Source organism: Pontibacter vulgaris (assembly GCF_022758145.1).
Classification (GTDB): Bacteria; Bacteroidota; Bacteroidia; order Cytophagales; family Hymenobacteraceae; genus Pontibacter; species Pontibacter vulgaris.
This window is the reverse complement of sequence record NZ_JAJVDH010000002.1, coordinates 841,619-864,296: the sequence shown is the minus strand read 5'-3', so window position 1 is coordinate 864,296 and position 22,678 is coordinate 841,619. Positions and strand designations below refer to the sequence as shown.

The 22,678-nt window shown below is 44.7% G+C and carries 21 protein-coding genes; 12 read left to right on the top strand and 9 right to left on the bottom strand.

Going from position 1 to position 22,678, the window contains the following annotated elements:
* Nucleotides 1–22: 22 nt before the first annotated feature.
* On the top strand, nucleotides 23–955 hold the full coding sequence (locus LWP20_RS04945; RefSeq protein ID WP_242927001.1) for a class I SAM-dependent methyltransferase: 933 nt from the start codon (nucleotides 23–25) through the stop codon (nucleotides 953–955).
* 48 nt (nucleotides 956–1,003) lie between these two features.
* Here the strand turns inward: LWP20_RS04945 and LWP20_RS04940 are convergent, their stop codons facing one another.
* The 3 genes from LWP20_RS04940 to LWP20_RS04930 all read right to left on the bottom strand — a co-directional run bounded on the left by LWP20_RS04940 (nucleotide 1,004) and on the right by LWP20_RS04930 (nucleotide 6,914).
* A complete protein-coding gene (locus LWP20_RS04940; RefSeq protein WP_242927000.1) occupies nucleotides 1,004–2,080 on the bottom strand; it encodes a serine hydrolase domain-containing protein in 1,077 nt (358 codons plus the stop codon).
* 380 nt (nucleotides 2,081–2,460) lie between these two features.
* Complete coding sequence (locus tag LWP20_RS04935; RefSeq protein ID WP_242926999.1) at nucleotides 2,461–4,179, bottom strand: sodium:solute symporter family protein; 1,719 nt, start codon at nucleotides 4,177–4,179, stop codon at nucleotides 2,461–2,463.
* Nucleotides 4,180–4,355: 176 nt separating this feature from the next.
* Entirely contained in the window at nucleotides 4,356–6,914 is a 2,559-nt protein-coding gene (locus LWP20_RS04930) for a PIG-L family deacetylase (protein WP_242926998.1), read from the bottom strand.
* 462 nt (nucleotides 6,915–7,376) lie between these two features.
* Here LWP20_RS04930 and LWP20_RS04925 point away from each other — a divergent pair, with 462 nt between their 5' ends.
* The 4 genes from LWP20_RS04925 (at nucleotide 7,377) to LWP20_RS04910 (ending at nucleotide 9,951) form a co-directional block, all read left to right on the top strand.
* A complete protein-coding gene (locus LWP20_RS04925) occupies nucleotides 7,377–8,072 on the top strand; it encodes a hypothetical protein (protein WP_242926997.1) in 696 nt (231 codons plus the stop codon).
* A 172-nt stretch (nucleotides 8,073–8,244) separates the two neighbouring features.
* Complete coding sequence (locus LWP20_RS04920) at nucleotides 8,245–8,907, top strand: DUF2461 domain-containing protein (RefSeq protein WP_242926996.1); 663 nt, start codon at nucleotides 8,245–8,247, stop codon at nucleotides 8,905–8,907.
* A gap of 3 nt (nucleotides 8,908–8,910) precedes the next feature.
* Complete coding sequence (locus LWP20_RS04915) at nucleotides 8,911–9,294, top strand: DUF3221 domain-containing protein (RefSeq protein ID WP_242926995.1); 384 nt, start codon at nucleotides 8,911–8,913, stop codon at nucleotides 9,292–9,294.
* A gap of 180 nt (nucleotides 9,295–9,474) precedes the next feature.
* On the top strand, nucleotides 9,475–9,951 hold the full coding sequence (locus tag LWP20_RS04910) for a hypothetical protein (protein ID WP_242926994.1): 477 nt from the start codon (nucleotides 9,475–9,477) through the stop codon (nucleotides 9,949–9,951).
* On the opposite strand, the gene LWP20_RS04905 is transcribed toward LWP20_RS04910, so the two are convergent.
* Nucleotides 9,948–10,220 carry a hypothetical protein gene (locus tag LWP20_RS04905; protein WP_242926993.1) on the bottom strand — a complete coding sequence of 91 codons (273 nt, stop codon included), beginning with the start codon at nucleotides 10,218–10,220 and terminating at the stop codon, nucleotides 9,948–9,950. The two genes, LWP20_RS04910 and LWP20_RS04905, sit on opposite strands and share 4 nt — an antisense overlap.
* A gap of 317 nt (nucleotides 10,221–10,537) precedes the next feature.
* On the opposite strand from LWP20_RS04905, the gene LWP20_RS04900 reads away from it, so the two are divergent.
* The 5 genes from LWP20_RS04900 (at nucleotide 10,538) to LWP20_RS04880 (ending at nucleotide 14,907) form a co-directional block, all read left to right on the top strand.
* Nucleotides 10,538–12,022, top strand: coding sequence for an APC family permease (locus LWP20_RS04900; protein WP_242926992.1), 1,485 nt, complete (start codon nucleotides 10,538–10,540; stop codon nucleotides 12,020–12,022).
* 171 nt (nucleotides 12,023–12,193) lie between these two features.
* Nucleotides 12,194–12,847, top strand: coding sequence for an alpha/beta hydrolase (locus LWP20_RS04895; RefSeq protein WP_242926991.1), 654 nt, complete (start codon nucleotides 12,194–12,196; stop codon nucleotides 12,845–12,847).
* Nucleotides 12,844–13,101, top strand: a complete 258-nt coding sequence (locus LWP20_RS04890) for a hypothetical protein (RefSeq protein ID WP_242926990.1) — start codon at nucleotides 12,844–12,846, stop codon at nucleotides 13,099–13,101. The genes LWP20_RS04895 and LWP20_RS04890 overlap by 4 nt, the downstream gene beginning before the upstream one ends.
* A 3-nt stretch (nucleotides 13,102–13,104) precedes the next feature.
* On the top strand, nucleotides 13,105–14,247 hold the full coding sequence (locus LWP20_RS04885; protein ID WP_242926989.1) for an NAD(P)/FAD-dependent oxidoreductase: 1,143 nt from the start codon (nucleotides 13,105–13,107) through the stop codon (nucleotides 14,245–14,247).
* Nucleotides 14,248–14,280: 33 nt separating this feature from the next.
* Nucleotides 14,281–14,907 carry a hypothetical protein gene (locus LWP20_RS04880; RefSeq protein ID WP_242926988.1) on the top strand — a complete coding sequence of 209 codons (627 nt, stop codon included), beginning with the start codon at nucleotides 14,281–14,283 and terminating at the stop codon, nucleotides 14,905–14,907.
* Between the two features lie 79 nt (nucleotides 14,908–14,986).
* On the opposite strand, the gene LWP20_RS04875 is transcribed toward LWP20_RS04880, so the two are convergent.
* The 4 genes from LWP20_RS04875 to LWP20_RS04860 all read right to left on the bottom strand — a co-directional run bounded on the left by LWP20_RS04875 (nucleotide 14,987) and on the right by LWP20_RS04860 (nucleotide 18,820).
* On the bottom strand, nucleotides 14,987–15,196 hold the full coding sequence (locus LWP20_RS04875) for a hypothetical protein (RefSeq protein WP_242926987.1): 210 nt from the start codon (nucleotides 15,194–15,196) through the stop codon (nucleotides 14,987–14,989).
* A 190-nt stretch (nucleotides 15,197–15,386) separates the two neighbouring features.
* Complete coding sequence (locus LWP20_RS04870) at nucleotides 15,387–16,082, bottom strand: YiaD family glycine zipper/OmpA-like lipoprotein (protein ID WP_242926986.1); 696 nt, start codon at nucleotides 16,080–16,082, stop codon at nucleotides 15,387–15,389.
* A gap of 264 nt (nucleotides 16,083–16,346) precedes the next feature.
* Nucleotides 16,347–18,014 carry a DUF8614 domain-containing protein gene (locus LWP20_RS04865; protein ID WP_242926985.1) on the bottom strand — a complete coding sequence of 556 codons (1,668 nt, stop codon included), beginning with the start codon at nucleotides 18,012–18,014 and terminating at the stop codon, nucleotides 16,347–16,349.
* 191 nt (nucleotides 18,015–18,205) lie between these two features.
* Complete coding sequence (locus tag LWP20_RS04860) at nucleotides 18,206–18,820, bottom strand: deoxynucleoside kinase (RefSeq protein ID WP_242926984.1); 615 nt, start codon at nucleotides 18,818–18,820, stop codon at nucleotides 18,206–18,208.
* A gap of 183 nt (nucleotides 18,821–19,003) precedes the next feature.
* On the opposite strand from LWP20_RS04860, the gene LWP20_RS04855 reads away from it, so the two are divergent.
* Nucleotides 19,004–19,177 (top strand): hypothetical protein, encoded by a 174-nt coding sequence (locus LWP20_RS04855; RefSeq protein ID WP_242926983.1) that lies wholly within the window; start codon nucleotides 19,004–19,006, stop codon nucleotides 19,175–19,177.
* Between the two features lie 54 nt (nucleotides 19,178–19,231).
* On the opposite strand, the gene LWP20_RS04850 is transcribed toward LWP20_RS04855, so the two are convergent.
* Nucleotides 19,232–19,864, bottom strand: coding sequence for a DUF6565 domain-containing protein (locus LWP20_RS04850; protein WP_242926982.1), 633 nt, complete (start codon nucleotides 19,862–19,864; stop codon nucleotides 19,232–19,234).
* Between the two features lie 258 nt (nucleotides 19,865–20,122).
* Between LWP20_RS04850 and LWP20_RS04845 the strand changes: the two genes are divergently transcribed.
* A complete protein-coding gene (locus LWP20_RS04845; protein ID WP_242926981.1) occupies nucleotides 20,123–22,558 on the top strand; it encodes a GAF domain-containing protein in 2,436 nt (811 codons plus the stop codon).
* Nucleotides 22,559–22,678 lie beyond the last annotated feature (120 nt).

Genomic DNA, 22,678 nt, shown 5'->3' with positions numbered 1-22,678 from the left:
TTACAATATTACCTTATACTAATTGGAAGAGCACGAAGAAAAGAAACACTCAGAAGAACATTTGGGCCCGGCCCGCGATTACTGGTGGAACGACGATTACCTGGAACTACTGGCGCGGCGGCTGAACCTGGAATATTGCCAGACCCTGGTTGATATTGGTTGTGGTAAAGGCATGATGGGCTTTAAATTTTCGAAATATATGCCTGCGGGTGCCACGGCTTACGGCGTAGATTTTGAGCCGGAGTATATTGAGGAGGCCCGGCAGCGTGCGCAAAGCTTATACAACAATAATATTAACTATAAATTTCTGGTAGGCAACGCCTCCGATATTCCCTTACCCGATAACATTGCCGACATAACTCTTTGCCAGACGCTGCTGATCCACGTGAAAGATCCGCAACGCGTAATTCAGGAGATGATCCGGATCACAAAGCCCGGAGGATGGGTACTGGCCCTGGAGCCCAACAACTTAGTTCCTAACCTTATGTTCGACCGTTACGGCGAAACCGACCTGGATGTAGAAAGTACACTGGAAGTATTGGAAGTGAAACTACGCATTGAGAAAGGCAAAAAAAGGCTGGGCGAAGGCTTTAACTCTTTGGGTGATGTTATACCTGATCTTTTCCTGAAGGCCGGCCTGCGCGATACCAAAGTATGGATTTCTGATAAAGCGCTTTCCATTATTCCGCCTTACGATTCTGCCGAAACCATGCTGCGCGTGGAGCAGATGATCAGCTGGATAGAATCGGAAGCGATGGGTTACCATTACCAGGATAACCTGAATTACTTTATGGCGGGGGGCGGCACCAAAGAAAAGTTCGACGACTACTGGCAAAAGCTAATATACAACAAGTTCAACCTGAAACAGAAGCTACAGAAAGGCGAGTATATTTCGGCAGGCGGCAGTTTAATCTATATTGTAGCCGGACGTAAGCCCCGCGCTTCTGAGCTATAGCTATTATTTAACTTCAGAATTACATAAGTATAATCGAGACAGCAAGCTTTACTTATGCGCTACGTTATTGGTGGTTCCTATACTTTCTGTTGTAATTAAAGAGAGTAGTTTGCATAAATATGCATTCTCCTTTTTAAAGTCTTTTTGCAGATTCCATTCCTGTAAAATAACGGCAATCACCTTCTGCTCGGGTATTATCAGAAGGTATTGCCCTCCTTTGCCTCTTGCTGTGTAAACTGTATTACCATTATGGTTTAACAGCCACCAGGAGAAACCATACCCTACTTCCTGGTAGCAGTTTAAAGTCCGGAAGGCTTTACTTTCAGTGGTATAATTCGCAAAGCTCTTTTCCACCCATGATGAGTCCAGCAGCTGTACACCATTTACTTTTCCTTTAGTAAGGTATAACTCTCCAAATCTGGCCAGATCTCTTGCAGTGAAATAAGTCTCGTCGCCGCCAGCGTAATAACCATCCACCTTTCGCCAGAAGCCACATCGGATACCAAGAGGTTTAAATAGCTTCTCTTCGGCAAAATCCTTTGTAGTAGCTTTGGAAGCCTTCGCAAGCATGGCAGAAAGCACCATATGCGAGCCGGTAAAATATTTAAACTCCTGTCCTATTTTACTTTCAGAAACTTTTTCATCCAGAATAACTTGTTCTGCATTCTGCGGCCCGTCCCATCCGGTAAAGCCACCTCGCATGGATAGCAGGTGAGCTACCGTAAGTTTTTCCTTTAAGTTAGCTGACGCGCCTTGCTGGTACTCCGGAAAGTATGGCATTACCTTTTCATCTTCAGAACTTAAATATCCTTCTTGAATAGCTAAACCGGTTAAACCAGATGTAATACTCTTAGTGACAGAATGGACATTGAATGCGCTATACCTGGTGGCACCTTTCTGATACTTCTCTATCACTATTTTCCCATCTTTGATCACTACCAATCCTCTTAACCTTTCCCAAGCATCTATTTCTTGCAAGTATTGCTCTATTTCTTCCTGATTAAGATGAGCGTTTGCAGGCGTTGTAGTTTGCCATATGTAAGGTTCGTAGCTAACTTCAAAAGACTGTGACTTTGTGAAGGGTAATGACAGGCTCAGGGGGTGCCACTCAAAGAGGTAGTTCATACAATTAACCACCAATAATAAAATAGCTGCTGACGCCATACCGAGAATTACTTTCCTTTTTCGTTGCTTAGGCCATACCAAAAGTACCGCGGTAAAGAGCAGTATAATCAATACCAGAACATACTCAATGGCATTAGGATAGGGTAAATAGAAATAGTCATCCTTTATTTTGTAAGCGATGGCTATGCAAAGTCCAGTAAGCAGTGAAAAAGTGATAGAAAGTTTCTTCATTTATTTTTGGATTACTTACCTACAAAGTTGAATGAGTGTGACTTGAGCAAGCGACCAAATAGAATTTATTGGCAACACTGATGTAGCTCATCCATAATCCCTTGATGTAAAAGTATGGAATAGCATGATACAGCAATGCCTCATTATACTTAGAAATCCTGCACGCCTTTAGTCTTCTCCCCTATTATGGCCTGCGCTATAAAACCAAACACTATAACCAGGCCACAGCCAATCACATTAAACCACAGGAAGGCTATATCAGTGTAAAGGAAGCAATACAGCACCACGGCTTCGGCAAGCAACGCGGCTATAAAAACAGCATGCCCCCTGATGTATTTAAAGTAAAATGCTACCAGGAAAATACCCAGGATGGTACCATAAAAGATAGAGCCGATGATGTTTACCGCCTGAATCAGGTTATCTAACATAGACGCGAAGGTGGCAAAAAGTATAGCTGTAATGCCCCAGGCTACAGTAAATAGCTTAGAAGCATTCAGGTAATGATGGTCGGTGCCGCTGGGATTTATAGTACGCTTGTAAATATCAACTACTGTGGTAGAGGCCAGCGCATTTAATTCGGAAGATACGGATGACATGGCTGCACAAAAAATTACAGCCAGCAACAAGCCTACTAAACCCTCGGGCAGGTATTTCATCACAAATGAAATGAAAACATAATCCGTATCCCGGGTTTCGGCATCAGGCGCCGCTTTTGCTATCAGCGCTTTTACTTCGTTTCGTACTTCTTTGGTGGCAGCCGTAAGCGAATTTACGTTGCTTTCGGCTGCGGCAATGGCAACAGCATCATCTGTGCGAAGGGCGGTTACCAATCCTTTTACAGCTTCCTGCTTTTGCCCGAAAACAGAAGTATGTTTTTCTTCTAGCTGGCGCATTTCTCCGGCATAGGCCGAGGTTTGCACTTTGCTTTTGATAGCCTCATTAAAAAATACAGGTGGCTGGTTAAACTGGTAAAAAACAAACACCATTACACCAATAAATAGGATCATGAACTGCATAGGTATCTTTAGCAAACCATTAAACAGCAAACCCAGCCTGCTTTCGGCAACCGATTTACCAGACAGATAACGTGAAACCTGGCTTTGGTCGGTACCAAAGTATGAGAGCGCCAGGAACAAGCCACCCGTCATGCCCGACCAGAAGTTATAGCGGTCGTCCCAGCTTGTTTGCCAATCCCAGGAGAAATCTACCACATTCATTTTACCCATTTTACCGGCCACAGCTACGGCATCGCCAAAGCTTACGTCGGCAGGCAGGTAATGCACCACCATAAAACCGGCAATCAGCATCCCTCCCATCATCACGGCCATCTGCTGTTTCTGCGTTACGCTCACCGCTTTTGTACCTCCCGACATAGTATAAATGATCACCAGCACACCGATAAAAATATTGGTAATGGTCAGGTTCCAGCCAAGTATAGTAGAAAGTATAATGGCCGGCGCATAAATAGTTATACCTGCTGCCAAACCACGCTGCACCAGAAAAAGCAAGGCTGCCAGAGAACGCGTTTTCAGGTCGAAACGATTTTCCAGGAATTCGTACGCGGTGTATACATTCAACCGGTAAAAAATAGGAATTACGGTAATGGAGATAATAACCATGGCTATCGGTAAGCCAAAGTAGAACTGCACAAAGCGCATTCCGTCTTCGTAGGCTTGCCCGGGCGTAGAAAGAAAAGTAATGGCGCTGGCCTGCGTTGCCATAATCGAGAGCCCGATGGTCCACCATTTCATGCTGTTATCGCCTTTCAGGTAGCCTTCAATATCTTTGCTGCCCCGCGTTTTCCAGACACCGTAAATCACAATAAAGCCTAACGTACCAAGCAGTACAATCCAATCTAATACACTCATTCGTACAGCTTTGTGATGATGTAAAATAAAACGATCAGGAATCCGAGATTGCCCAGCACTAACCAGTACATCCCACTCCATGTTTTAAAAAAAGGGGGTGATTCTGTCTCCTTCTCAGCGTTTTTAGCGATGTGCTCTTTCATAGTTCGGGTGAAGTATAAACTCAGGCAGCCGTGTTAATTAACCTGCGCAGCCTTTACTGCCGGTTGCGTACTGCTTGTTTTGGATGGTGTGTTTTTGCCGAGTGAAATAAGATTTGCAAAAAGCCTGTAAGCGCCCGGCACACCAGCCGGCAACTGCCTGAACCACGCATAACCAGTGTAGATATAGTTACCTTTTCCATAAGGCGCGATCAGCAGGCCTCCATCGCGGGCAGGCTCGCCCGGGTCGTTAGACGAAAGTATGGCCGCATACTCTTTGCTCCACTCGTTCGGGAAGTATAAACCGCGCTCCTGCACCCATCCTTCAAAATCTTTGGAAGTTATTTTGTTTGGCGATTGTAATACCGGGTGGCTTGGCCGCAGAAAACGGACCTGGGCATCTTCAACCGTAACGCGGTCGCGCGACAGTTTAAGCGGGTAAGGTCCGACTTCAGGCATCACAAGCGCATGGTTGGTATTGTACTGCACAATCAGGTTGCCGCCATTCTCTACGTAATCCAGCAGCTTGGCCTGGTGGTATTTCAGGCGATCAATGGTATTATAAGCTCTTACGCCAAGTATGATGGCATCAAACTGCTTTAGTCGGTTAGGCGTCATGTCGGCATCTTTCAGCACCGTAACCTGGTAGCCAATTTGCTGCAGACTGATGGGTAACTCATCGCCGGCTCCCATTACATAGCCTATTTTTTCGCCATTCTTTTTCAGGTCGAGTTTCACGGCTTTAGCAGTGGCATCCGGAAAGGTGGTCTGGGCTGGAATATGGCTGTATTGGATCGTATTTACGCCTTTGGAATATGTTTTACCATCTACAACGGCAATTGCTTTTAACTGCACTTCCTGCTGGCCTTTTGGCGGATGCACGGTAAATAAGAAAACCTGCTCGGCACCTTTTGCTTTGAGGTTGAAAGCAGTGCTTGCAGGCTCAGAGCGCCAGCCTTGTGGCAATTGCAGCGACAGGCTGCCTGCTACACCTGCCTTGCCTGATTTTACCAGCACCTGCACCTGTTTTGGTTCCTGGTCGGCAAACATGTATACTTTCTCAGCGATGTTCACGAATACAGGCGGCGTTACCTCAAATGGGCGGTATACTTCCCCATCTACCGGATCGGTGCGCTTGTAAATAACCGGTTCTGTAAAAGTGAAGGGCTGGCCAGCGATAAGCAGGTTAAATTGTACCGGCGCTGCCGGCATATTCTCAGGCAAACCTACCTCCTGCTGGTTTTCGATAGCAAACATACCCAGCGTACCTGCTTTGCGAAGCCAGTAAGGCTGTGTGTACGGCATGCTCTCCGGCAGTTTTGCAGTAGTGCTATACTTTAAACCGATATTGTTCTGCAACTGGCTGTTAAGCGTGCTGTCTTTAGATGCGAAAGTATAGTTTATACTTTGCAGGGTTACAGGCACTTTAGAACGGTTAATAGCTTCTACCTGCAGCGTTACCTGCTGCCCGGGCGTGGCTGCAAAATCTGTAGCGGCTACTTCTAAGTATAAACCCATCGCATTTTTCACTACTTCCTGCATTTCGTTCAGCTTCGTGGTTTTCCAGTAGCTGGCAGGCAGTTTATCCAGCTCTTTTTTAGCTAACAATAAGGTAGGAACTACAGCAGCAGGCTCTTCCGGTTTAAATTCCCTGATCGCTTTTTGCAATAACTTCTCAATTTTTTCGCCGCCTTTTACACGGCTCCAGCTTGTGTTAATGCCGTCAAACAGCTCTGCTTTTGCTTTTTCGCCTTTGGTATGCTCCAGGTACTCGATAGCGCTGCCACGAGAGCCGCTGGCACCAAAGCCCTGGCTCTTGTGCATGCTGCGGCTTTCGGCTGCAATTTCGCCATAAGATTTACCCAATAATGGGTTATAGTTGCCCACATCTATTTTCAGGAGGTTAGAGCCATAGTCGTCAAATTCTTTCTGGTTTCTGAATGACCAGACTCCAGTGTTCCAAAGCAGGCGCTTTGGTTGCCATACTTCCACGAACTTTAACTGCTCCGGAAAGCGCTTGGGGTCAGCGGCTGCAACGAATGCTTCACCGGCAAGTATAGCGGAGGCGGTGTGGTGGCCGTGTGTTTCGCTGGGATTGGGCGAGAAGCGTGTGATCAATACATCTGGCCTGAACTTCCGGATAACCCATACCATATCGGCCAGCACCTGCTCTTTGTCCCAGATGGTAAATGTTTCCTGCGGATTTTTAGAAAAGCCAAAGTCATTGGCACGGGTAAAAAACTGTTTACCGCCATCGGTTCTACGGGCCTGCAGCAACTCCTGTGTTCTTATTATGCCCAGGCCTTCGCGTATCTCGGGTCCTATCAGGTTTTGCCCGCCATCGCCACGCGTAACCGATAAATAAGCGGTATTGTATAGTTTTTCGTTGCCCAGGTAAGCAATCAGGCGTGTATTTTCATCATCGGGGTGAGCGGCAATGTAAAGCGCCGACCCCAGCACATTCAGCTTTTTAAGATCCTGTAATACCTTAGCGGCAGATGGCTTTATGGGAGCCTGTGCCTGCACACTCAGCGGAGAAATTGCCAAACCAATAAAGGCCAGCAGGCGGCAGATAACAGAAGATGATTTTTTCATAGTATGATATACATCAGGGCTATAAATTGAGAAGCATACTTATACTTGTAAATCTATTAAAACTGCGTGAGCAATACTAAACCAGTGTGGCCAGCCCAGACATAAAGATTAAACTACCAGACAAACAGCAGCCACAAATCTTAATCCACTCTTATATTTTCCTCAAAATCCGAAGGACTTTTCAGGTCGTACTTAGCCTGTAAAGTTTCCTTATACAATGCTATTTCAAAATTTTGTGAGTGCATAATAAGTATAAATATATTTCTTGCTTTTAATATCTTAAAATCACGATACCATTATATATATTTGTAAGTTGTTAAGATAATTTTGCTTACTAAACCAGAGGTTGCATACTATAACCTTATAAAGTAATGTCAGAATTTATATTACATCTTTAGCTTAAATAGGCTAAAATTCTAAAAGTACACTTTGCCCATTACGTTCAGCCTTACTTTAAAAAGTATGCAAAAACAACGAGAAAGCAGAATTGAGGATTTCGCGTTCGATTACCTTAAAGCGTATTACACCCAAGCTTATAAGGTATCGAATGTGCTGGTAAGTAAAGCTGAAATAAGCAAAAACGCAGCAGAAGCTGATGGCCTGTTCGTTTTCACGCATACAGAACACCCCGTATTTACTGCATCGCTGCATACCGGCAACTCAGATAAATTAGCCTCTTTGCTTATTAGCTACAAAAAAACCGGTTTAGGAAAACTACGTTTTCTTACGGCCTTTGCTTTATTTGCAGGCTTTTTTCTGCTTATAAAACCAGTAATAGGTATAGGGTTTGCACTACCTGTAGCACTGTTTGCCGGCATAACCGGCTTTATACTTCACACCTATTTAAAAAACCGCTATCTCCAGCGCAAAATTGAATACTTAGTAAGTGTATTAAAAAAATTACCTGCTAATGATCAGTGGCTGGGTATTTCCATCAGCAGTCTTACTTTCCGGAATAACGCACTGGCTGATTATTTAAACACCGTTTGCAAACGAAGAGGCATTGGCTTGATAACTGTAGGCAAACGATCAAAGGTTATATTGATGCAGGAGCCGCGCACTGCCACCTGCCGCAAAGGCGATTTTTTATCATACTATACTTCCGAAGCAAATATTCGCAAAGCCTTATCCGACGACCCGCTGATGCGCGTTGCATAACTCATTTTATACTTCACTTTTTAAAAAGCCCCGTGTAGCAGCAAACCAGTTGCAACACGGGGCTTTGTTATGTAGTATTATAGTTCGGGCCCGTAGCGCGCTAAATAATGCTTTATTTGTTTCGTTGTATACAGGTAAAAAATCGATCCGGCCCTGACTTCTGATTAAACTAATGAATACACCCTTTATACTTAATTTTCTGCGGGGCTTGCAGGCAAATAACAGCAAAACCTGGATGGATGAGAACCGCGACGGGTACCTGCAGGCAAAACAGTATTTTACAGAACTGGTAGCTTTTACATTAGATGAGCTTAAAGGTATAGATCCGGCATTGCACAAGGTTTCGCCGGCAGAATGCCTTTTCAGGATAAATAAAAATGATTTTTCTAAAAAGGGAGAGGCGCCTTATAAAGGACGGTTTGGAGCGGGCATATCTCCGGGCGGCCGGCATTCTGCGTATTCGAATTATATTCTGGTACTGGAGCCCGGCAACAGGTCAAGAGTAGGCGGCGGTATGCCTAACCCAAGGCCAGAGCGCCTCGAAAAGGTACGGCAGGAAATTGACTACAACCCAGGTGAGCTGGAAGCTATCTTAAACGACCCAGTTTTCAGAGCCAGCTATGGCGATTTGCAGGGTAAGGCATTACGAGGCGTACCTAAAGGCTATAAAAAAGACCATCCGGCATTGCCGCTGCTAAAGTATAAAAGCTATGCAGCATTACATCATTTTTCAGACGAAGAGGTTTGCAGCCCTGATTTTAAAGCCAGGTTACTACCTTATTTCGAAACCGTTAAACCATTACAGGAGTTCTTAAACAGAACGCTAGAAGACTAAACCATGAAAATCAACTATAGATTAAAGTTTATACCGGTACTATTTAGTTTATTTATACTTGGGGGGTGCGGCGCAGAAGAGCCTGATAAATTGCCGGATACTACACCTGATATCCGGGGCAGCATTACTACTTTTAAAAAAGCAGCTGCAAAAAAAGACAATTCTATAACCATGGTTTTAGTAGAGGCTGCCGATACAGACAGCACAAAATTCAGAAAAGCAAATCTCCGAATAGACAACACTACACTTATACAAAACCAGAAAGGCGATAACATGAGGCTGGGGCAATTGCAGCAGGGGCAACAGATTGAGGCCTGGCTTGAGGGCCCTGTAATGGAATCAGACCCAGTGCAGGCACATGCAGCTGCACTTCGCATTTTAGACTAAGTTTTTCACCAGGCTGCAACGGAGGAAACAGCTTTCACCATATCAAACCCGGCATTTACTCAAAATAGTCATCAGCACTAAAGAATACGCCTAAATCAGCTTATCTTGCTATATCTGGCAGCCTTGTAGTTATACTTCAGGTTGTGTCAGCGATGAGGTAAAGGAAAAAAAGGAGTAAGTATGCAATTTGTGGAGGCAAACAGAAATTCTGCTCAAAATATTAATAAGACAGCTCTAGAACTGAAAAACCAGCAGGGCAATGTATTTGTAAACATATCGTACCAGCCTGATTACATTGAAGCAAAATGGCACGGACATATTACAGCTGATGAAGTAGTAACGGCTGCCATAGCATACCTGCAACTAATTCAGGAGCACTCCTGCCCAAAACTGCTCAATGATAAAACCGAAGTTACCGGCGACTGGCAGGATGCGAACGACTGGCTTGAATTTGAATGGTTGCCCAAGGTAAGGGCGGCTGGCCTGAAGTATCTGGCACACGTTTATTCTCAAAACATTTTCAGCCGCTTATCAGCCCGTGACCTTATAGAACGTGTATCACCCGAGCTGATGATGCGTAATTTTTTTAATAGGGAAGAAGCAATTAACTGGTTACAACAATGTACCATGCCCGGCGGCAACCGCCAAAGTGCTTAGTGCAGGTTGGCGGCTATTGCCTGAGGAGCAGAAACTACAATTTCAACAGTATCCAGTAACACGCCTTCATTTGCAGAACTGGCTGCATGCGCTACTGGTGCAGCAGCTGTTATCTCTACTGTGTCAAGCAATACATTCATAACCGGTTGCTCTATGGCTGGCATAACCGCTGCTGTATTTGTAACTGATTTTTTAGTTTCGTTTGCAGTATTTTGCATAGCAACACCGAAACCGAATAATGAAGCTGAAAGAAGAACTAGAATTTTCATGGTTTTAAACTTTAAATGGTAAAACTGTTATTTGATGTTTCAAAGATATTACAATGTACTTTGCATTGCAAGGTACTGTTGCAATAACAGCTACTGTTTTATACCAACAGCTTTTAAATATCCGTGAACAGCCAAGTATTCCGGACAAACTACCAGCATATTTTTTAGCCAAAAAGTACAAATCTACAGCACTTATAGTTATATATAAATCTTATTGATTTGAAGAACTGCCTAACTATAGAAGCCGTATTTTTGTTGTATCTAAAAAAATTAGTATACATTACACTTCACTTTCCTAAAATAAGCCACCTGCATCCATGCAACATACCGATCGAATAAAGACTTCTGAGGAAAAAGAAGCTTCTCCGGCTTTTAAGCGCGAGATCACGCTCTTCGATGCTATTATGATCGTGACCGGCGGCATGATCGGTTCGGGCATTTTTATAGTTTCCGCAGATATTTCGCGCACGGTAGCTACACCAGGTAACATGTTGCTGGTATGGCTGCTTACAGGTTTCCTGACCATAGTAGGTGCTTTAAGTTATGGAGAGCTCTCTTCTATGTTCCCCAAAGTAGGTGGGCAGTATGTGTATTTAAAAGAAGCTTACAACAAAATGGTGGCTTTCCTGTATGGCTGGACGCTTTTTCTGGTAATACAGACAGGAGTAATTGCAGCGGTAGCTGTAGCATTTGCCCGTTTTACAGGCGTTATTTTCCCGTGGTTCAGTGAGTCTAACATACTTTTTTCAGTTGGCCCTATAAACTTTACATCTGTGCAACTGCTGGCTATTAGCAGTATTATATTGCTTACATACATTAATGCAGGAGGCGTTAAAAGCGGGAAACTGATTCAGAACATTTTTGGCAGCACAAAACTGATTGCCCTGTTTGGCCTGATCATTTTTGGTCTCCTGTTCGGTATAAACGATACTGCTATAGAAGCAAACTTCTCCGATTTCTGGGGTTCAAACGCAGCTGCAACCGGTTCTGGCAACTTCCCTCCTACCGGCTGGGCATTTATTACGGCGATAGGCATTGCGATGGTGGGCTCCCTCTTCTCCTCCGACTCGTGGAATAATATTGGTTTTGCCGGTGATGAAATTGTGAATCCGAAGCGTACTATTGTGCTAAGTATGGTTATAGGTTCGGCTATCGTTACGGGCATTTACCTGCTTATTAACCTGGTATACTTACTGGTGCTGCCACTAAACGGCGACCCTGCCGGCACTGATGTGATGAGCCTGGGTATAAAGTATGCCAGCAACGACCGTGTAGCCACTGCTGTTGCAGAAGTTATCGGAGGCTACAAGGCAACCGTAGCAATTGCTTTGCTTATTATGGTTTCTACTTTTGGCTGCTACAACGGAGCCATACTTGCGGGCGCACGCGTTTATTACGCTATTGCTAAAGACGGCCTGTTCTTTGAGCGCATGGGCCGCCTGAATAAAAACGGAGTGCCTGGTGCTGCTTTGTGGTTGCAATGCGCCTGGGCCTGTATACTTTGCCTGTCGGGTACTTACGGTGACCTGCTCGATTATGTAATTTTTGCAGTGATGCTGTTTTACATCATGACCATTTTAGGCATATTTATACTTCGTAAAAAGCGCCCTGATCTGCCAAGGCCTTACAAAGCGTTCGGATATCCTGTCCTCCCGGCTATGTATATTATGCTGGCTTCGGCTATCTGCATTATCCTGCTCATATATAAGCCTAATTTTACCTGGCCAGGTCTGATTATAGTTGGCCTGGGGATACCGGTTTATTACTTCTTCGGGAGTAAGTTCAGGAGCCTGGAAGAGTAATACAGCCTGTAGGAGTTAACCTTTATTCGGGGTATCCAAAAGGGTTAGTTATAGCTCTTATCTGAAAATGCCGGGAGCGTAATCTTATACTTCTGTCAGTTTAAAGCGCAGCATAAATTATCTTTCGTCCTGCAACTTATCGTATAGTCTGCCAGGGTCGGTATTAAAATCATGACTACAGTATACTTCATAAGTGGTTTGGGAGCGGATGAACGGATGTTCCAGTTTTTGCACATCAAGTGTAAGAACCGCGTGTTCGTGCGCTGGATTCAGCCCGAAAAAAACGAGCCTTTGCAAAAATATGCCAGAAGGCTGGCCGAGCAGATCACCGAACCCGATCCCATACTTGTAGGCATGTCTTTTGGTGGTATAGTTGCCATTGAGCTGTCCCGTTTTCTGCACCCGCGCCAAACTATACTTATCTCCAGCATGGCCAGCAGCAAACACCTACCTTGGTACTACCACGTTATGGGAGGTTTGCAACTGCACCAGATCATACCAGTTTCGTTAATGAAACGGTTCCATTTTGTGGCCCCCATGCTTTTTGGTGCCGCCACCGAAGCCGAAAAGGTGCTTTTAAAAGAAGTGATTATGGAAACGGAGCCACATTTTTTGCGCTGGGCTATCGGGCAGCTGCTGAACTGGCACCAGCCAGACCATTACGAACATGTAACCATGATCCATGGAACCTCCGACCATATCCTGCCGCTTCGGGAACATCCAAACATCATTAAAATAAAAAATGCCGGGCACATGATGGTTTTAAGCCATGCTTCGGAGATAAGTGCTATCTTGGACGATATTATAGGAGATTGTACCGCATGACAACGAATAAGAACCTCTATATTGTAACCACCTCCGAAGGAAAACAGGTGGAATTAACAACCGCCAAAGTACTTAAAAGCAATAATTTATATCCTTTTGGCATGCACAATTATGCCATTTACGAAACCCCGGAAGGCCTTTTTGTAAAAGCAACCAACAGCGGCGAGCGCGAAATCATGCTTACGGATTATGCCCTGATAGATGAGGCAGCTGCCCGCACTTACGACCACCCTTACTACCGCGTAGACGAGTAAACCATGCAGCTCAGCTTCTGGGAAAAAGAAACATACTTCAGTAACCTGGATGTGCTTATAGTTGGTAGCGGCATTGTGGGCCTGAGCGCCGCACTGCACCTGAAAACGACACAACCAAACCTGAAAGTAATGGTGGCCGAGCGCGGGCTTTTGCCAACCGGCGCCAGCTCTAAAAATGCTGGCTTTGCTTGTTTTGGCAGCCCGTCAGAATTACTAGACGACCTTAGCCACCATACCGAAGAGCAGGTATTCAGCCTTGTAGAACGAAGGTGGCGTGGCCTGCAGCGCCTGCGCCAGAACCTCGGCGATGCAACTATAGATTTTCATCAATGGGGCGGCTACGAACTTTTTGATACTGCACCACTTTACGAAGCTTGTTCTGATAAACTATATTACCTGAACAAACAACTGGCAAGTATAACCGGCCTGCGCCAAACCTATACTCCGGCAGATGAAAAGATAAACCGGTTCGGGCTCCAGCAAGTGCAGCATTTAATTGAAAACGTAGCGGAGGGCCAGATAGACACCGGCAAAATGATTCTGGCGCTGACGCAGAAAGTACAGGCATTGGGTGTATTGGTACTAAATGGCCTGGAAATCTTAAAGCTGCACGATAACGGCAAAAGTATAGCGGCCGAAACAACCCAGAGTATAACCGTTGAAGCAAAATCGGCGCTGGTGGCTACCAATGGTTTTGCCCGGAATTTGCTGCCTGAGTTACAAGTTGTACCCGCCCGCGCGCAGGTTCTCATCACAAAACCCATACATGGTCTAAAAATCAAAGGCACTTTCCATTTTGATCGCGGGTATTTTTATTTCCGGAATATTGGTGACCGGGTTTTGTTTGGAGGCGGCCGTAACCTTGATTTTAAAACCGAAGAAACTACTGAGTTTGAACTTACTGGCCTTGTTCAGGATAAACTGGAGGAGCTTTTAAGAGAAGTTATACTTCCGGATACACCTTTTGAGATTGAGCAGCGCTGGAGCGGCATTATGGGCTTAGGGCCTGAAAAAACAACTATAGTTCAGTCGGTGTCAGGGCGCGTTTGCTGTGCCGTGCGCATGGGTGGTATGGGCGTTGCCATTGGCTCATTAGTGGGAGAGGAAGGCGCCGCATTAATACTGAAAATGCTCGATCAAGCTTAACTCCATTCAAATAAACCTTTTTATACATTACCAATGCCTGCCAAAACCTACCACATCGACACTGATAATACGTTAACCCTGCAGTGGAAATTTAACTGGAAAAACATGACCCTGAGCTGGAACGGGGAGCCATTAGGGGTTATAGATAACCAGCAACAGTTAAAGGAGGGCAGGTCGATCACATTGCCCAATGGCGATTTGTTGCAGATAAGACTGACCGGCGGCGTATCCCAGGAGCTGGAAGTATTGCTGAACGGGACTCCCCTGCCCGGTAGTGCAACAGATCCGTTGCAGCGGGTAAAATCCGCTTTCCACCTGGCGTTATTTCTGGGTATACTTAACCTGGCAATCGGGCTGCTGGCTGGCTTCGTAAACCTCGATATTCTGAAAGCACTTACTGCCGGCCCTGCCAGCATTGCAGCTGGTATACTATACATCGGGTTGGCATTTGGCATTAAGCGATTATACCTGGTGGCACTCTACTCTATGATCGGGCTTTTGGCATTAGATATTATACTTACTTTATACTTAACTACTACCGAAGGAACAGCTTATAACCCAACTTCCGGCATATTGGTAAAAGGCTTCTTTATTTTTATACTTACCAAAGCCGTACCTGCCATTAAATTTCTTAAAACCACCGAACACCCTGTATCATAATCCATAAAAAGCAATGGCATTAAAAAAGGTAAACCGTTTGTTGTGGTTTACCTTTTTTAATGAGTGATGTTATAATGCTTTATACAGAGATCCATTGGCGCGTATTAGTGGGGTTTTGTAAAAAGGTTGGTTTTATACTTTCCTGTTCTGATTTAAAAAATTGCTGATACTCTTCTTCGCTTAATTCTTCGCGTAGTGCAATATGGAATTTTGCCAGCTCTGGGTATAGATTATTGCGTTCCTGTCGCTCCTGTGGGTTGTCTCTGTTGAAATCATAAAAGCTTTTCATAAAAAAATTAAATTTTAATTAATTGGTTGTTAATTAGTTAGAAAACATAGATACTCTAATACAACGCAATTAGTTTCTAAATAATTTGATAACAGCAAGATAACAAAGGGTACACTTAAATAAATAAAATAAAAACGGCCATACCTCAAGGCATGGCCGTTTTTACAAAATTATTATACTTAAATATAGCTTAGATCTGACCTTTCTCGGCAGCTTTCTTCAGCTTTTCGTTGGCAAAAATAGCTACTTCTACACGGCGGTTCTGCTGCATACCAGAAGTGGTAGCGTTGCTGGCTATTGGCATAGATTCACCGAAACCCTGGGTAGTAATTCTGGTAGATGCTACGCCGTTTGAAGTAATCTGCTGGTAAACCGAACTGGCTCTGCGCTCAGAAAGCGACTGGTTGTACGCAGCGTTACCTCTTGCATCGGTGTGGCCTTCTACCATCACGTTGGTGTCTTTATACTTATTCAGCGTTTTAGACAGATCTGCAATATTGCTCTGGGCTGCGTAGCTAACCTGGTCTGAGTTTGTCTCGAACAGGATACCGGAGTCGAACGTGATCTTGATTCCCTCTCCAACACGCTCTACCTTGGCGTTAGCCAGTTCCCGCTGCAATTCTTCAGCTTGCTTATCCATGTAGCGGCCAATAACGGCGCCGGCAGCACCACCCACGGCTGCACCAATAATAGCACCAGCGGCAGTATTCTTCTTTTTCTTACCGATAAAACCACCAGCCACACCGCCTACCACGGCACCTATAACGCCACCTTTAACAGTGCGGCTAACTGGCTTTTTAGTTGTTGTTTGTGCACTGGCTGCTACTGATCCTAAAAGAAAAACAGCCACTAGAAAATAAGCGATAAAAGTTTTGGCATTTTTCATAACCTCATTGTTTAAATTTTACATTCAGCTGCTTTGCCCGGTTAGTTTTGTTTTGAGCTTTAAAGCTGATGTTTGGGCTATTTTCAATTGCTGTGCCAGAATTTACATAAACTACATAGTGTATTTTGTATATAACTGTATATCAATTACAAAATTCACAAACCAGGTATAAAATAATTTTTTAAAAGCCTCTTCCGGGGCAAGCTTAAAACAGAAAAGCCCGGCTGCTTAGCCGGGCTTTCATAGTTATAGTTGTTATTGATTTTACTTCAGTCCAAGCACTTCTACGCCCTGCTCAAACACGACATCTACAGGTATGTTTTTGCGGCTCAAACGGTCCAGGTCTGATTGCAGTTGCGGGCTGATGAGGCCTTGCTCGTTCAGCAGTTTGCCTACACCGGCGTAGTCGCCGTTGCCTTGCAGGGTAAGTATAGTTTCGGATAGCTTGTTCATGGCATTGCGCATTTTAGCATAATTTACGCGGTACTTACCTGTCTGCTCATCGCGCTCGAAAGCACCATTCTGCTGGAAAAAGTTGAAGCGCACCATGTTGGCCTTACCGTGTGCGCTTGCAGCACCAAAACGCACCGAACGGAAAATACCGGCCAGGAAAGTAGTATAATAATCTTCGATGCTACCTTCGAGTTGCCCTTTCTCATGTAATTGCGTGATCATGTAAAGGCCCAGGATATCAGCTTTCCCTTCTTCAAGAGCAGATGCATGTTCTTTCAGAGCCTCGCGTACAGTGCCTTTGCCATTAATGGTATTTTTTACACCCAACCCGTGCGCCACCTCGTGGAACATAGTTGTAGCAAAAAACGCATCAAAAGTGATATGCTTCTGCTGTTCATCCACGATCAGTTCATCGCCAATTGGCTCCATGATCTTGTCGAATTTGGCACGCATGGCATTTTTAAGCTGCAGACGGCGTGTTCCTTTCTTCAGCTGTACCTGCTCATCGTTAGGCAGATTAATGGCTATGGTTTTGCTGCCCGCATTGCAATCGCCGGCATAATAAACCACATCGTAGGCATTCAGATCGGCATCAGCGCCGGGCATTTCTTTTTTATAGTTAGCCCCTACCGGCAAACCACGCTGCAACTCCGGCAGAAAAGCAGCATACTTCTCCAGTCGTTTGCTCCAGTCAAGGTCTTTTATCAGCACATAGGCTTCGTGCGCCGCTTTGTAACCAAACAGGGCATCTTCATAGGTTTCTATCGGCCCGATAACCACATCAATGGTATTGTTTTTCATATCCATCCAGGCCAGGTCGCTTGGCTGGTAATTATCGGTAAGCAGGGCCTCGGCACGCATGGTCAGGTACTTTTTCAGGCCGGCATCATCGGCAAGGGCAGCAGCTTGTTTTAAAAGATCAGATGCACGCTTTACTTCATCCTTAAACTGTACATGGTATGGCACTGTAATCAATTTACCATTGGCATCGCGGCGCACAAACGTATACTGGCTAGTTTTGTCTTTCAGGTTAACCTGTTCAAACTCTTCCTTGGTCATGTCGTGCGGATAAAAGTTGGAAGCAGCAGGCTTCGCACCTACACCTGGCAGAAAAGGTTTGTTATCATCCAGGCGGTCCCAAGGGCCATAGTTTATTTTTACATATTGTCTGGCGGCATCGTTATCAAGCGTGGCTAGCAACGAGTCGCCATTGCCATAGGCTTCGTACCAGAAAAGCTTATCCATAATTTTACCGGCCTCGATCAGTAACGGAATCATCTGGCGCTCTTTGGCAGTCAGCTTGCTCATATCCGCAGTAAGCCGAACAGAAGTATACTTATCCAGTTTTTGCTGCAGGTCGTTGCCAGTAGCTTCAGTTGCAACTGTTTCTGTATTTTTGGCCTCTTCTGTTTTTTTGCCGGTGCAACCAGCAGCCATAGCCGCTACTGCCGAAGCTAAAATAAAATGACTTGGTTTCATTCTGGTTTATGTTTTAGTGACGAATAGATTGTGGAAGTTAACAAATTTTGAATTGCCTGTAAAGCGCCAAAAGTTATTGCTAAAAAGTATAAGGCAAGTACAAACGGATGTTTACGTAAAACTAAAAAAGCCGCTGCCTCCCTTTTACAGGAAAAGCAACGGCTTTTTAAAGTATAAAGTATGGCTGCAGTCTAGAACAGGCCGAACAACTCGCCTTGTATTTTCTCGATAATGCTTCCCATATCTTCCGGGTTAGCCACAAAATCCAGGTTATTTACATCAATCACCAGCAACTTGCCCTGATCATAGTTACCCATCCAAGTGTTGTAATGTTCGTTCAGGTTACGCAGGTAGTTAATGCTGATGCTGCTTTCGTAGTCACGGTTACGCTTTTCTATCTGCCCGATAAGTTTTGGCAGGTCAGCCTTCAGGTAAATCATCAGGTCTGGTGCTTTTACCATGCTGATCATAGACTGGAACAGGTCGTAATAATTGTCGTAATCACGGGTGCTCATCAGGCCAGACTGGTGCAGGTTTTTTGCAAAAATATGGGCATCTTCGTAAATAGTGCGGTCCTGGATCACGTCTTTGCCATTCGCCTGGATCTGCTGCACCTGGTTAAAGCGGCTGTTCAGGAAAAATACCTGCAGGTGAAAGGCCCAACGCTCCATGTCTTCATAAAAATCCTTCAGGTAGGGGTTATTCTCTACCGCCTCTAAGTATAAATCCCACTTAAAATGATGTGCCAGCTTGGTGGCCAGGGTGGTTTTGCCGGCGCCAATGTTGCCGACGATTGCAATATGCATAATGTAAACTATTTGTAAATGCCGGCTGCAAAAGTAAGGGTTTTTCGTTAGAAGCAGCTACCTGTTTTTCCACATCCGGAGCTATACTTTTACACATGCTACTGTGGCATAAGATTAAAGCCTTAAGGTATACTTTAAACAGGTTCTATCGTACAGCTTATCTGAAACAAACTATAAAAAACTATGACAAAGGGACATAACAAAGAGCGCGAAGATAAAAACAAACCAAGCGCCGAACATAACACTGGCAAACACCAGACGCATCATTTAAAAGATCAGGACAAAGAAAAAGGTCCTCAGGGCCGCCATAAAGAAAAAGACCAATCAGGCGGTACCAAAGGGCAAAATGCCATTTAAATAAAAAGGCCGGCAGCACAAAATGTGCTGCCGGCCTTTTTATTAAAGTATAACTTAGCGCTTTTCGCGCATATTTTCATACAGGTCTTTTGCATCGCGGCTTTTACGCAAGGTGTTAAATTCTACCTGCAGGGCGGCTACTTTCATTTTATCGCTGTTGTTCATCTGCTGCAAAACCTGCTGCTTGCGGTCACTTAGCTGCAGGTATACATGCTCGGCGTAATCCCAGTCGCGTAGGCTCCAGCGGCTGCGTTGGCCACGCACGGCTTCCAAAAACTGTACAAAAGCAGGGCGCATCTGGTTAGCCTTTAAGTGCATAATGTTATTGGTACCGGTCAGTTCTTTTTCCCAGCGGGCTGCCTCTTCGCGGTTCAGTGGCTGGCCGTATCGCTCCTCATTCTGCTGTTCCCAGCTACGGTACCTGGTTTTAATGCTGCTATACTCTTCTTTTGATTGCTGCGATAACTTAGACGAGCCCTGCTCCAGGTTCTGGGTTTTGATGTTAAACTCACGCTTTATGTTAGGCCATTCGGCTCTTGTAATGCTATCGCCTTGGTTGGCCTTATTTCGCATCCAGGCGCGCAGATCTGCCAGGTCTTTTTCCAGCTGCGATTGCGTTTGTGCCTGCGCCATAAAAGTTATACTTGCCAACACCAGCGTCAGCGCCCATCTCATCAGATTTTTCATAGGTTTCAAAGAATATTGGTTCTACAACTACTCCAGACAATAAATATTGTGCCACAAATATATTCAGAGAACACATTTTTATCTTCTGATAGCTGCAACAGCGTATAAACCAGTATAAAATATAAGCCAACAATGTTAATGGCACTATCTTTTAAAAGCCTGGCACGTTTAAAGCAATTATAGCTAATAAACAGCAAGCCCCTCCACAAAGATAACCTCAAAAAGTGGCTATCTGTCAAGTATAAACAAAACACATGTATGAGTAACAAAGGAAGCTTTCATGAAACAGTTGTAGCCATTACAAACCAGGATGGCATTACCCTGAGCGTAAAAGAATTTCCGTTTAAAACCACTTTCAGCCTGTCGCCGCTGATAGCTTATTGGGAAAACAAGGTAAGTACCAGCCCAAGCTGCAACGTAGCGCGTGTGAAAGAGCTGGCTGGCTTACTACGCCAAACCCCCGAACTACTGGAGCCTATTGAGAACCCTGCTCTAATTGAAAAGCATATTGATACGGTGGATATTCTGATGGAAGATATTTTCCCGAGCGCCCTCTGGGAGAATGATTTGAAAGCCGCTGCGTTGCCCTTCCATTTCGAAAGCTTTTATGCCACCCCGCGCCTGGAAGAACTACGCCTGCTGGGCGGCGAGAACTATTCAGAAAAGCTTAATATCGACAAGACAACACTGTTGTTCCGTCAGACGCTTTCGGCTTATACTTTAATTCTGGCTAAATTTTACAATGCAAACTTTTTGGTAGATGAGCCTTTCATTTTTACCATAAAAGACAAGTTTACACAACTGGAGCGCCACTATAAACTTACCATAGACCTTAAATTTATGGAAGTAAAGGCAAAAGGTAAACTCAGCAAGCTAACACCCTCTGAAATCAACTTCCTGATAAACCGCTACAACGACCTCGATATCTGGATGGAGAAGCTACCACCACAGAACTTTGAGTTTACTGGCTTTGCAATTTATGATTTCACTGATGTAACTAACGAAGAAACTATATCATCGCTGCGTTACGACCTGCTTGACGGCGACTCTGTAAGCACAGAAGAAGGTTTCCTGAGCCTCCAGCAAAAACTGCGCGTGCTTTTTGAGCTGCCCGGCATTCGCCTGGGTTTGGCCTCCTGCCCTGCCCTGCAGGAATTTGACACCAATTATGCGCGCAGAATATGGAATGGCTTGGTGCTTACCAATACCTGCGATCTGAAAATGAAAGATCTGAGTCACTCAATTTACCAGCCCGTTATCCAGAAAGGCCATACTATAGTGGTAGAAGATCTCAAATATTTCTCGGACCCTACCAGCATAGAGCAAAAATTACTGGACACTGGCATTCGCAACCTGATTATAGCACCGCTCCGGTATGAAGGTATTACAATTGGGCTATTGGAACTGGCTTCCCCTATTCCCGGCGAGCTTAATGCGCTATCTACCATTAAACTGAAAGAGATTTTGCCGCTGTTTGCCCTGGCCATGAACCGCAGCCTCGACGAACTACGCAACAGCATCCAGACCATCATCAAAGAAAAGTATACTGCTATACATCCTGTTGTAGAGTGGCGGTTTACGAAAGCTGCTATTAACCTGCTCGAAAAAATGGAGCGCAACATCAGTTCCGAAATTGAGCCGATCGTGTTCAAGGATGTATACCCGCTATACGGCGCATCGGATATCCGAGGGTCGGCTACCGAGCGTAACAGAGCCATACAAGGCGACCTGATTGAACAGTTGGTACTGGCTAAAGAAGTTATACTTGCTGCGAAAGACCATTTGCCGCTATCTATACTTGACGAGCTCATTTTCAAGATCGATAAATTCTCGCAAAAGCTGGTTAACGAACTTGGCTCCGGCGACGAAGGCGTGGTGCTGGATTTTCTGCGGGGCGAAGTGGAGCCGCTTTTCGATCATTTTAATGCGCGCAGCGAGGCAGCCGCTCTTCCGATAGAAACTTACCTGAAAGCCATTAATAACCCATACAAGGTAGTTTACAACAAGCGCCGGGCTTACGAAGAAAGCCTTTACATGATTAACGAATCTATTTCTGCTTTCCTTGACCGCGAAGAAGAAAAAGCCCAGAAAATATTCCCGCACTATTTTGAGAAGTATAGAACTGATGGTTTAGAGTATAATATCTATATAGGAGCATCGTTGTTAAGTAACGGGCAGTTTGAGCACATCTACCTCAAAAACATGCGCTTATGGCAGCTTATGGTTACCTGCGAAATTGCACGCCGCATACATAACCTGCGGGCAAACCTGAAGCTTCCGCTGGAAATTACCCAGTTGATACTGGTGCACAGCGCACCGATCAGCATCAGGTTCAGGCTGGATGAGAAAAAGTTTGATGTAGAAGGCGCCAATAACATCCGCTATGAGGTAATTAAAAAACGCCTCGACAAGGCAACTATAAAAGGCACAGATGAGCGCCTGACACAGCCCGGCATGATTGCCATTGTTTACATGCTGCAAAAAGAGGCTGACGAATATATGCGTTACATCGAGTTTCTGCAGGCCGAAGGGTATATAGAGCAAGAGGTAGAATTCCTGGAAATTGAAGAGATGCAGGGGGTACAAGGTTTACGTGCACTCAGGGTAACTATAAACAACCAGGAACAGCTCCGCCACGACATAGACTCCGGCGATGAGCTGCTATCAATAGCCCAAAGTGCAACGCTAAATTAACTTTACCCAAGCAAGTATAATCCTATATTAATTGCATTTTAAAAAAAGTTATCCACAAAACGTAACCATAGTAAAAATATTATATAATTGATTACTAACTGTTTATATAATTTTAAACAC

Coding starts and splice junctions, on each gene's coding strand:
- LWP20_RS04940 (WP_242927000.1), bottom strand. CDS start 2,080: ATGAACTACCTCTTTGAGTGGCACCCCCTGAGCCTGTCATTACCCTTC.
- LWP20_RS04935 (WP_242926999.1), bottom strand. CDS start 4,179: ATGAGTGTATTAGATTGGATTGTACTGCTTGGTACGTTAGGCTTTATT.
- LWP20_RS04930 (WP_242926998.1), bottom strand. CDS start 6,914: ATGAAAAAATCATCTTCTGTTATCTGCCGCCTGCTGGCCTTTATTGGT.
- LWP20_RS04925 (WP_242926997.1), top strand. CDS start 7,377: ATGCAAAAACAACGAGAAAGCAGAATTGAGGATTTCGCGTTCGATTAC.
- LWP20_RS04920 (WP_242926996.1), top strand. CDS start 8,245: ATGAATACACCCTTTATACTTAATTTTCTGCGGGGCTTGCAGGCAAAT.
- LWP20_RS04915 (WP_242926995.1), top strand. CDS start 8,911: ATGAAAATCAACTATAGATTAAAGTTTATACCGGTACTATTTAGTTTA.
- LWP20_RS04910 (WP_242926994.1), top strand. CDS start 9,475: ATGCAATTTGTGGAGGCAAACAGAAATTCTGCTCAAAATATTAATAAG.
- LWP20_RS04905 (WP_242926993.1), bottom strand. CDS start 10,220: ATGAAAATTCTAGTTCTTCTTTCAGCTTCATTATTCGGTTTCGGTGTT.
- LWP20_RS04900 (WP_242926992.1), top strand. CDS start 10,538: ATGCAACATACCGATCGAATAAAGACTTCTGAGGAAAAAGAAGCTTCT.
- LWP20_RS04895 (WP_242926991.1), top strand. CDS start 12,194: ATGACTACAGTATACTTCATAAGTGGTTTGGGAGCGGATGAACGGATG.
- LWP20_RS04890 (WP_242926990.1), top strand. CDS start 12,844: ATGACAACGAATAAGAACCTCTATATTGTAACCACCTCCGAAGGAAAA.
- LWP20_RS04885 (WP_242926989.1), top strand. CDS start 13,105: ATGCAGCTCAGCTTCTGGGAAAAAGAAACATACTTCAGTAACCTGGAT.
- LWP20_RS04880 (WP_242926988.1), top strand. CDS start 14,281: ATGCCTGCCAAAACCTACCACATCGACACTGATAATACGTTAACCCTG.
- LWP20_RS04875 (WP_242926987.1), bottom strand. CDS start 15,196: ATGAAAAGCTTTTATGATTTCAACAGAGACAACCCACAGGAGCGACAG.
- LWP20_RS04870 (WP_242926986.1), bottom strand. CDS start 16,082: ATGAAAAATGCCAAAACTTTTATCGCTTATTTTCTAGTGGCTGTTTTT.
- LWP20_RS04865 (WP_242926985.1), bottom strand. CDS start 18,014: ATGAAACCAAGTCATTTTATTTTAGCTTCGGCAGTAGCGGCTATGGCT.
- LWP20_RS04860 (WP_242926984.1), bottom strand. CDS start 18,820: ATGCATATTGCAATCGTCGGCAACATTGGCGCCGGCAAAACCACCCTG.
- LWP20_RS04855 (WP_242926983.1), top strand. CDS start 19,004: ATGACAAAGGGACATAACAAAGAGCGCGAAGATAAAAACAAACCAAGC.
- LWP20_RS04850 (WP_242926982.1), bottom strand. CDS start 19,864: ATGAAAAATCTGATGAGATGGGCGCTGACGCTGGTGTTGGCAAGTATA.
- LWP20_RS04845 (WP_242926981.1), top strand. CDS start 20,123: ATGAGTAACAAAGGAAGCTTTCATGAAACAGTTGTAGCCATTACAAAC.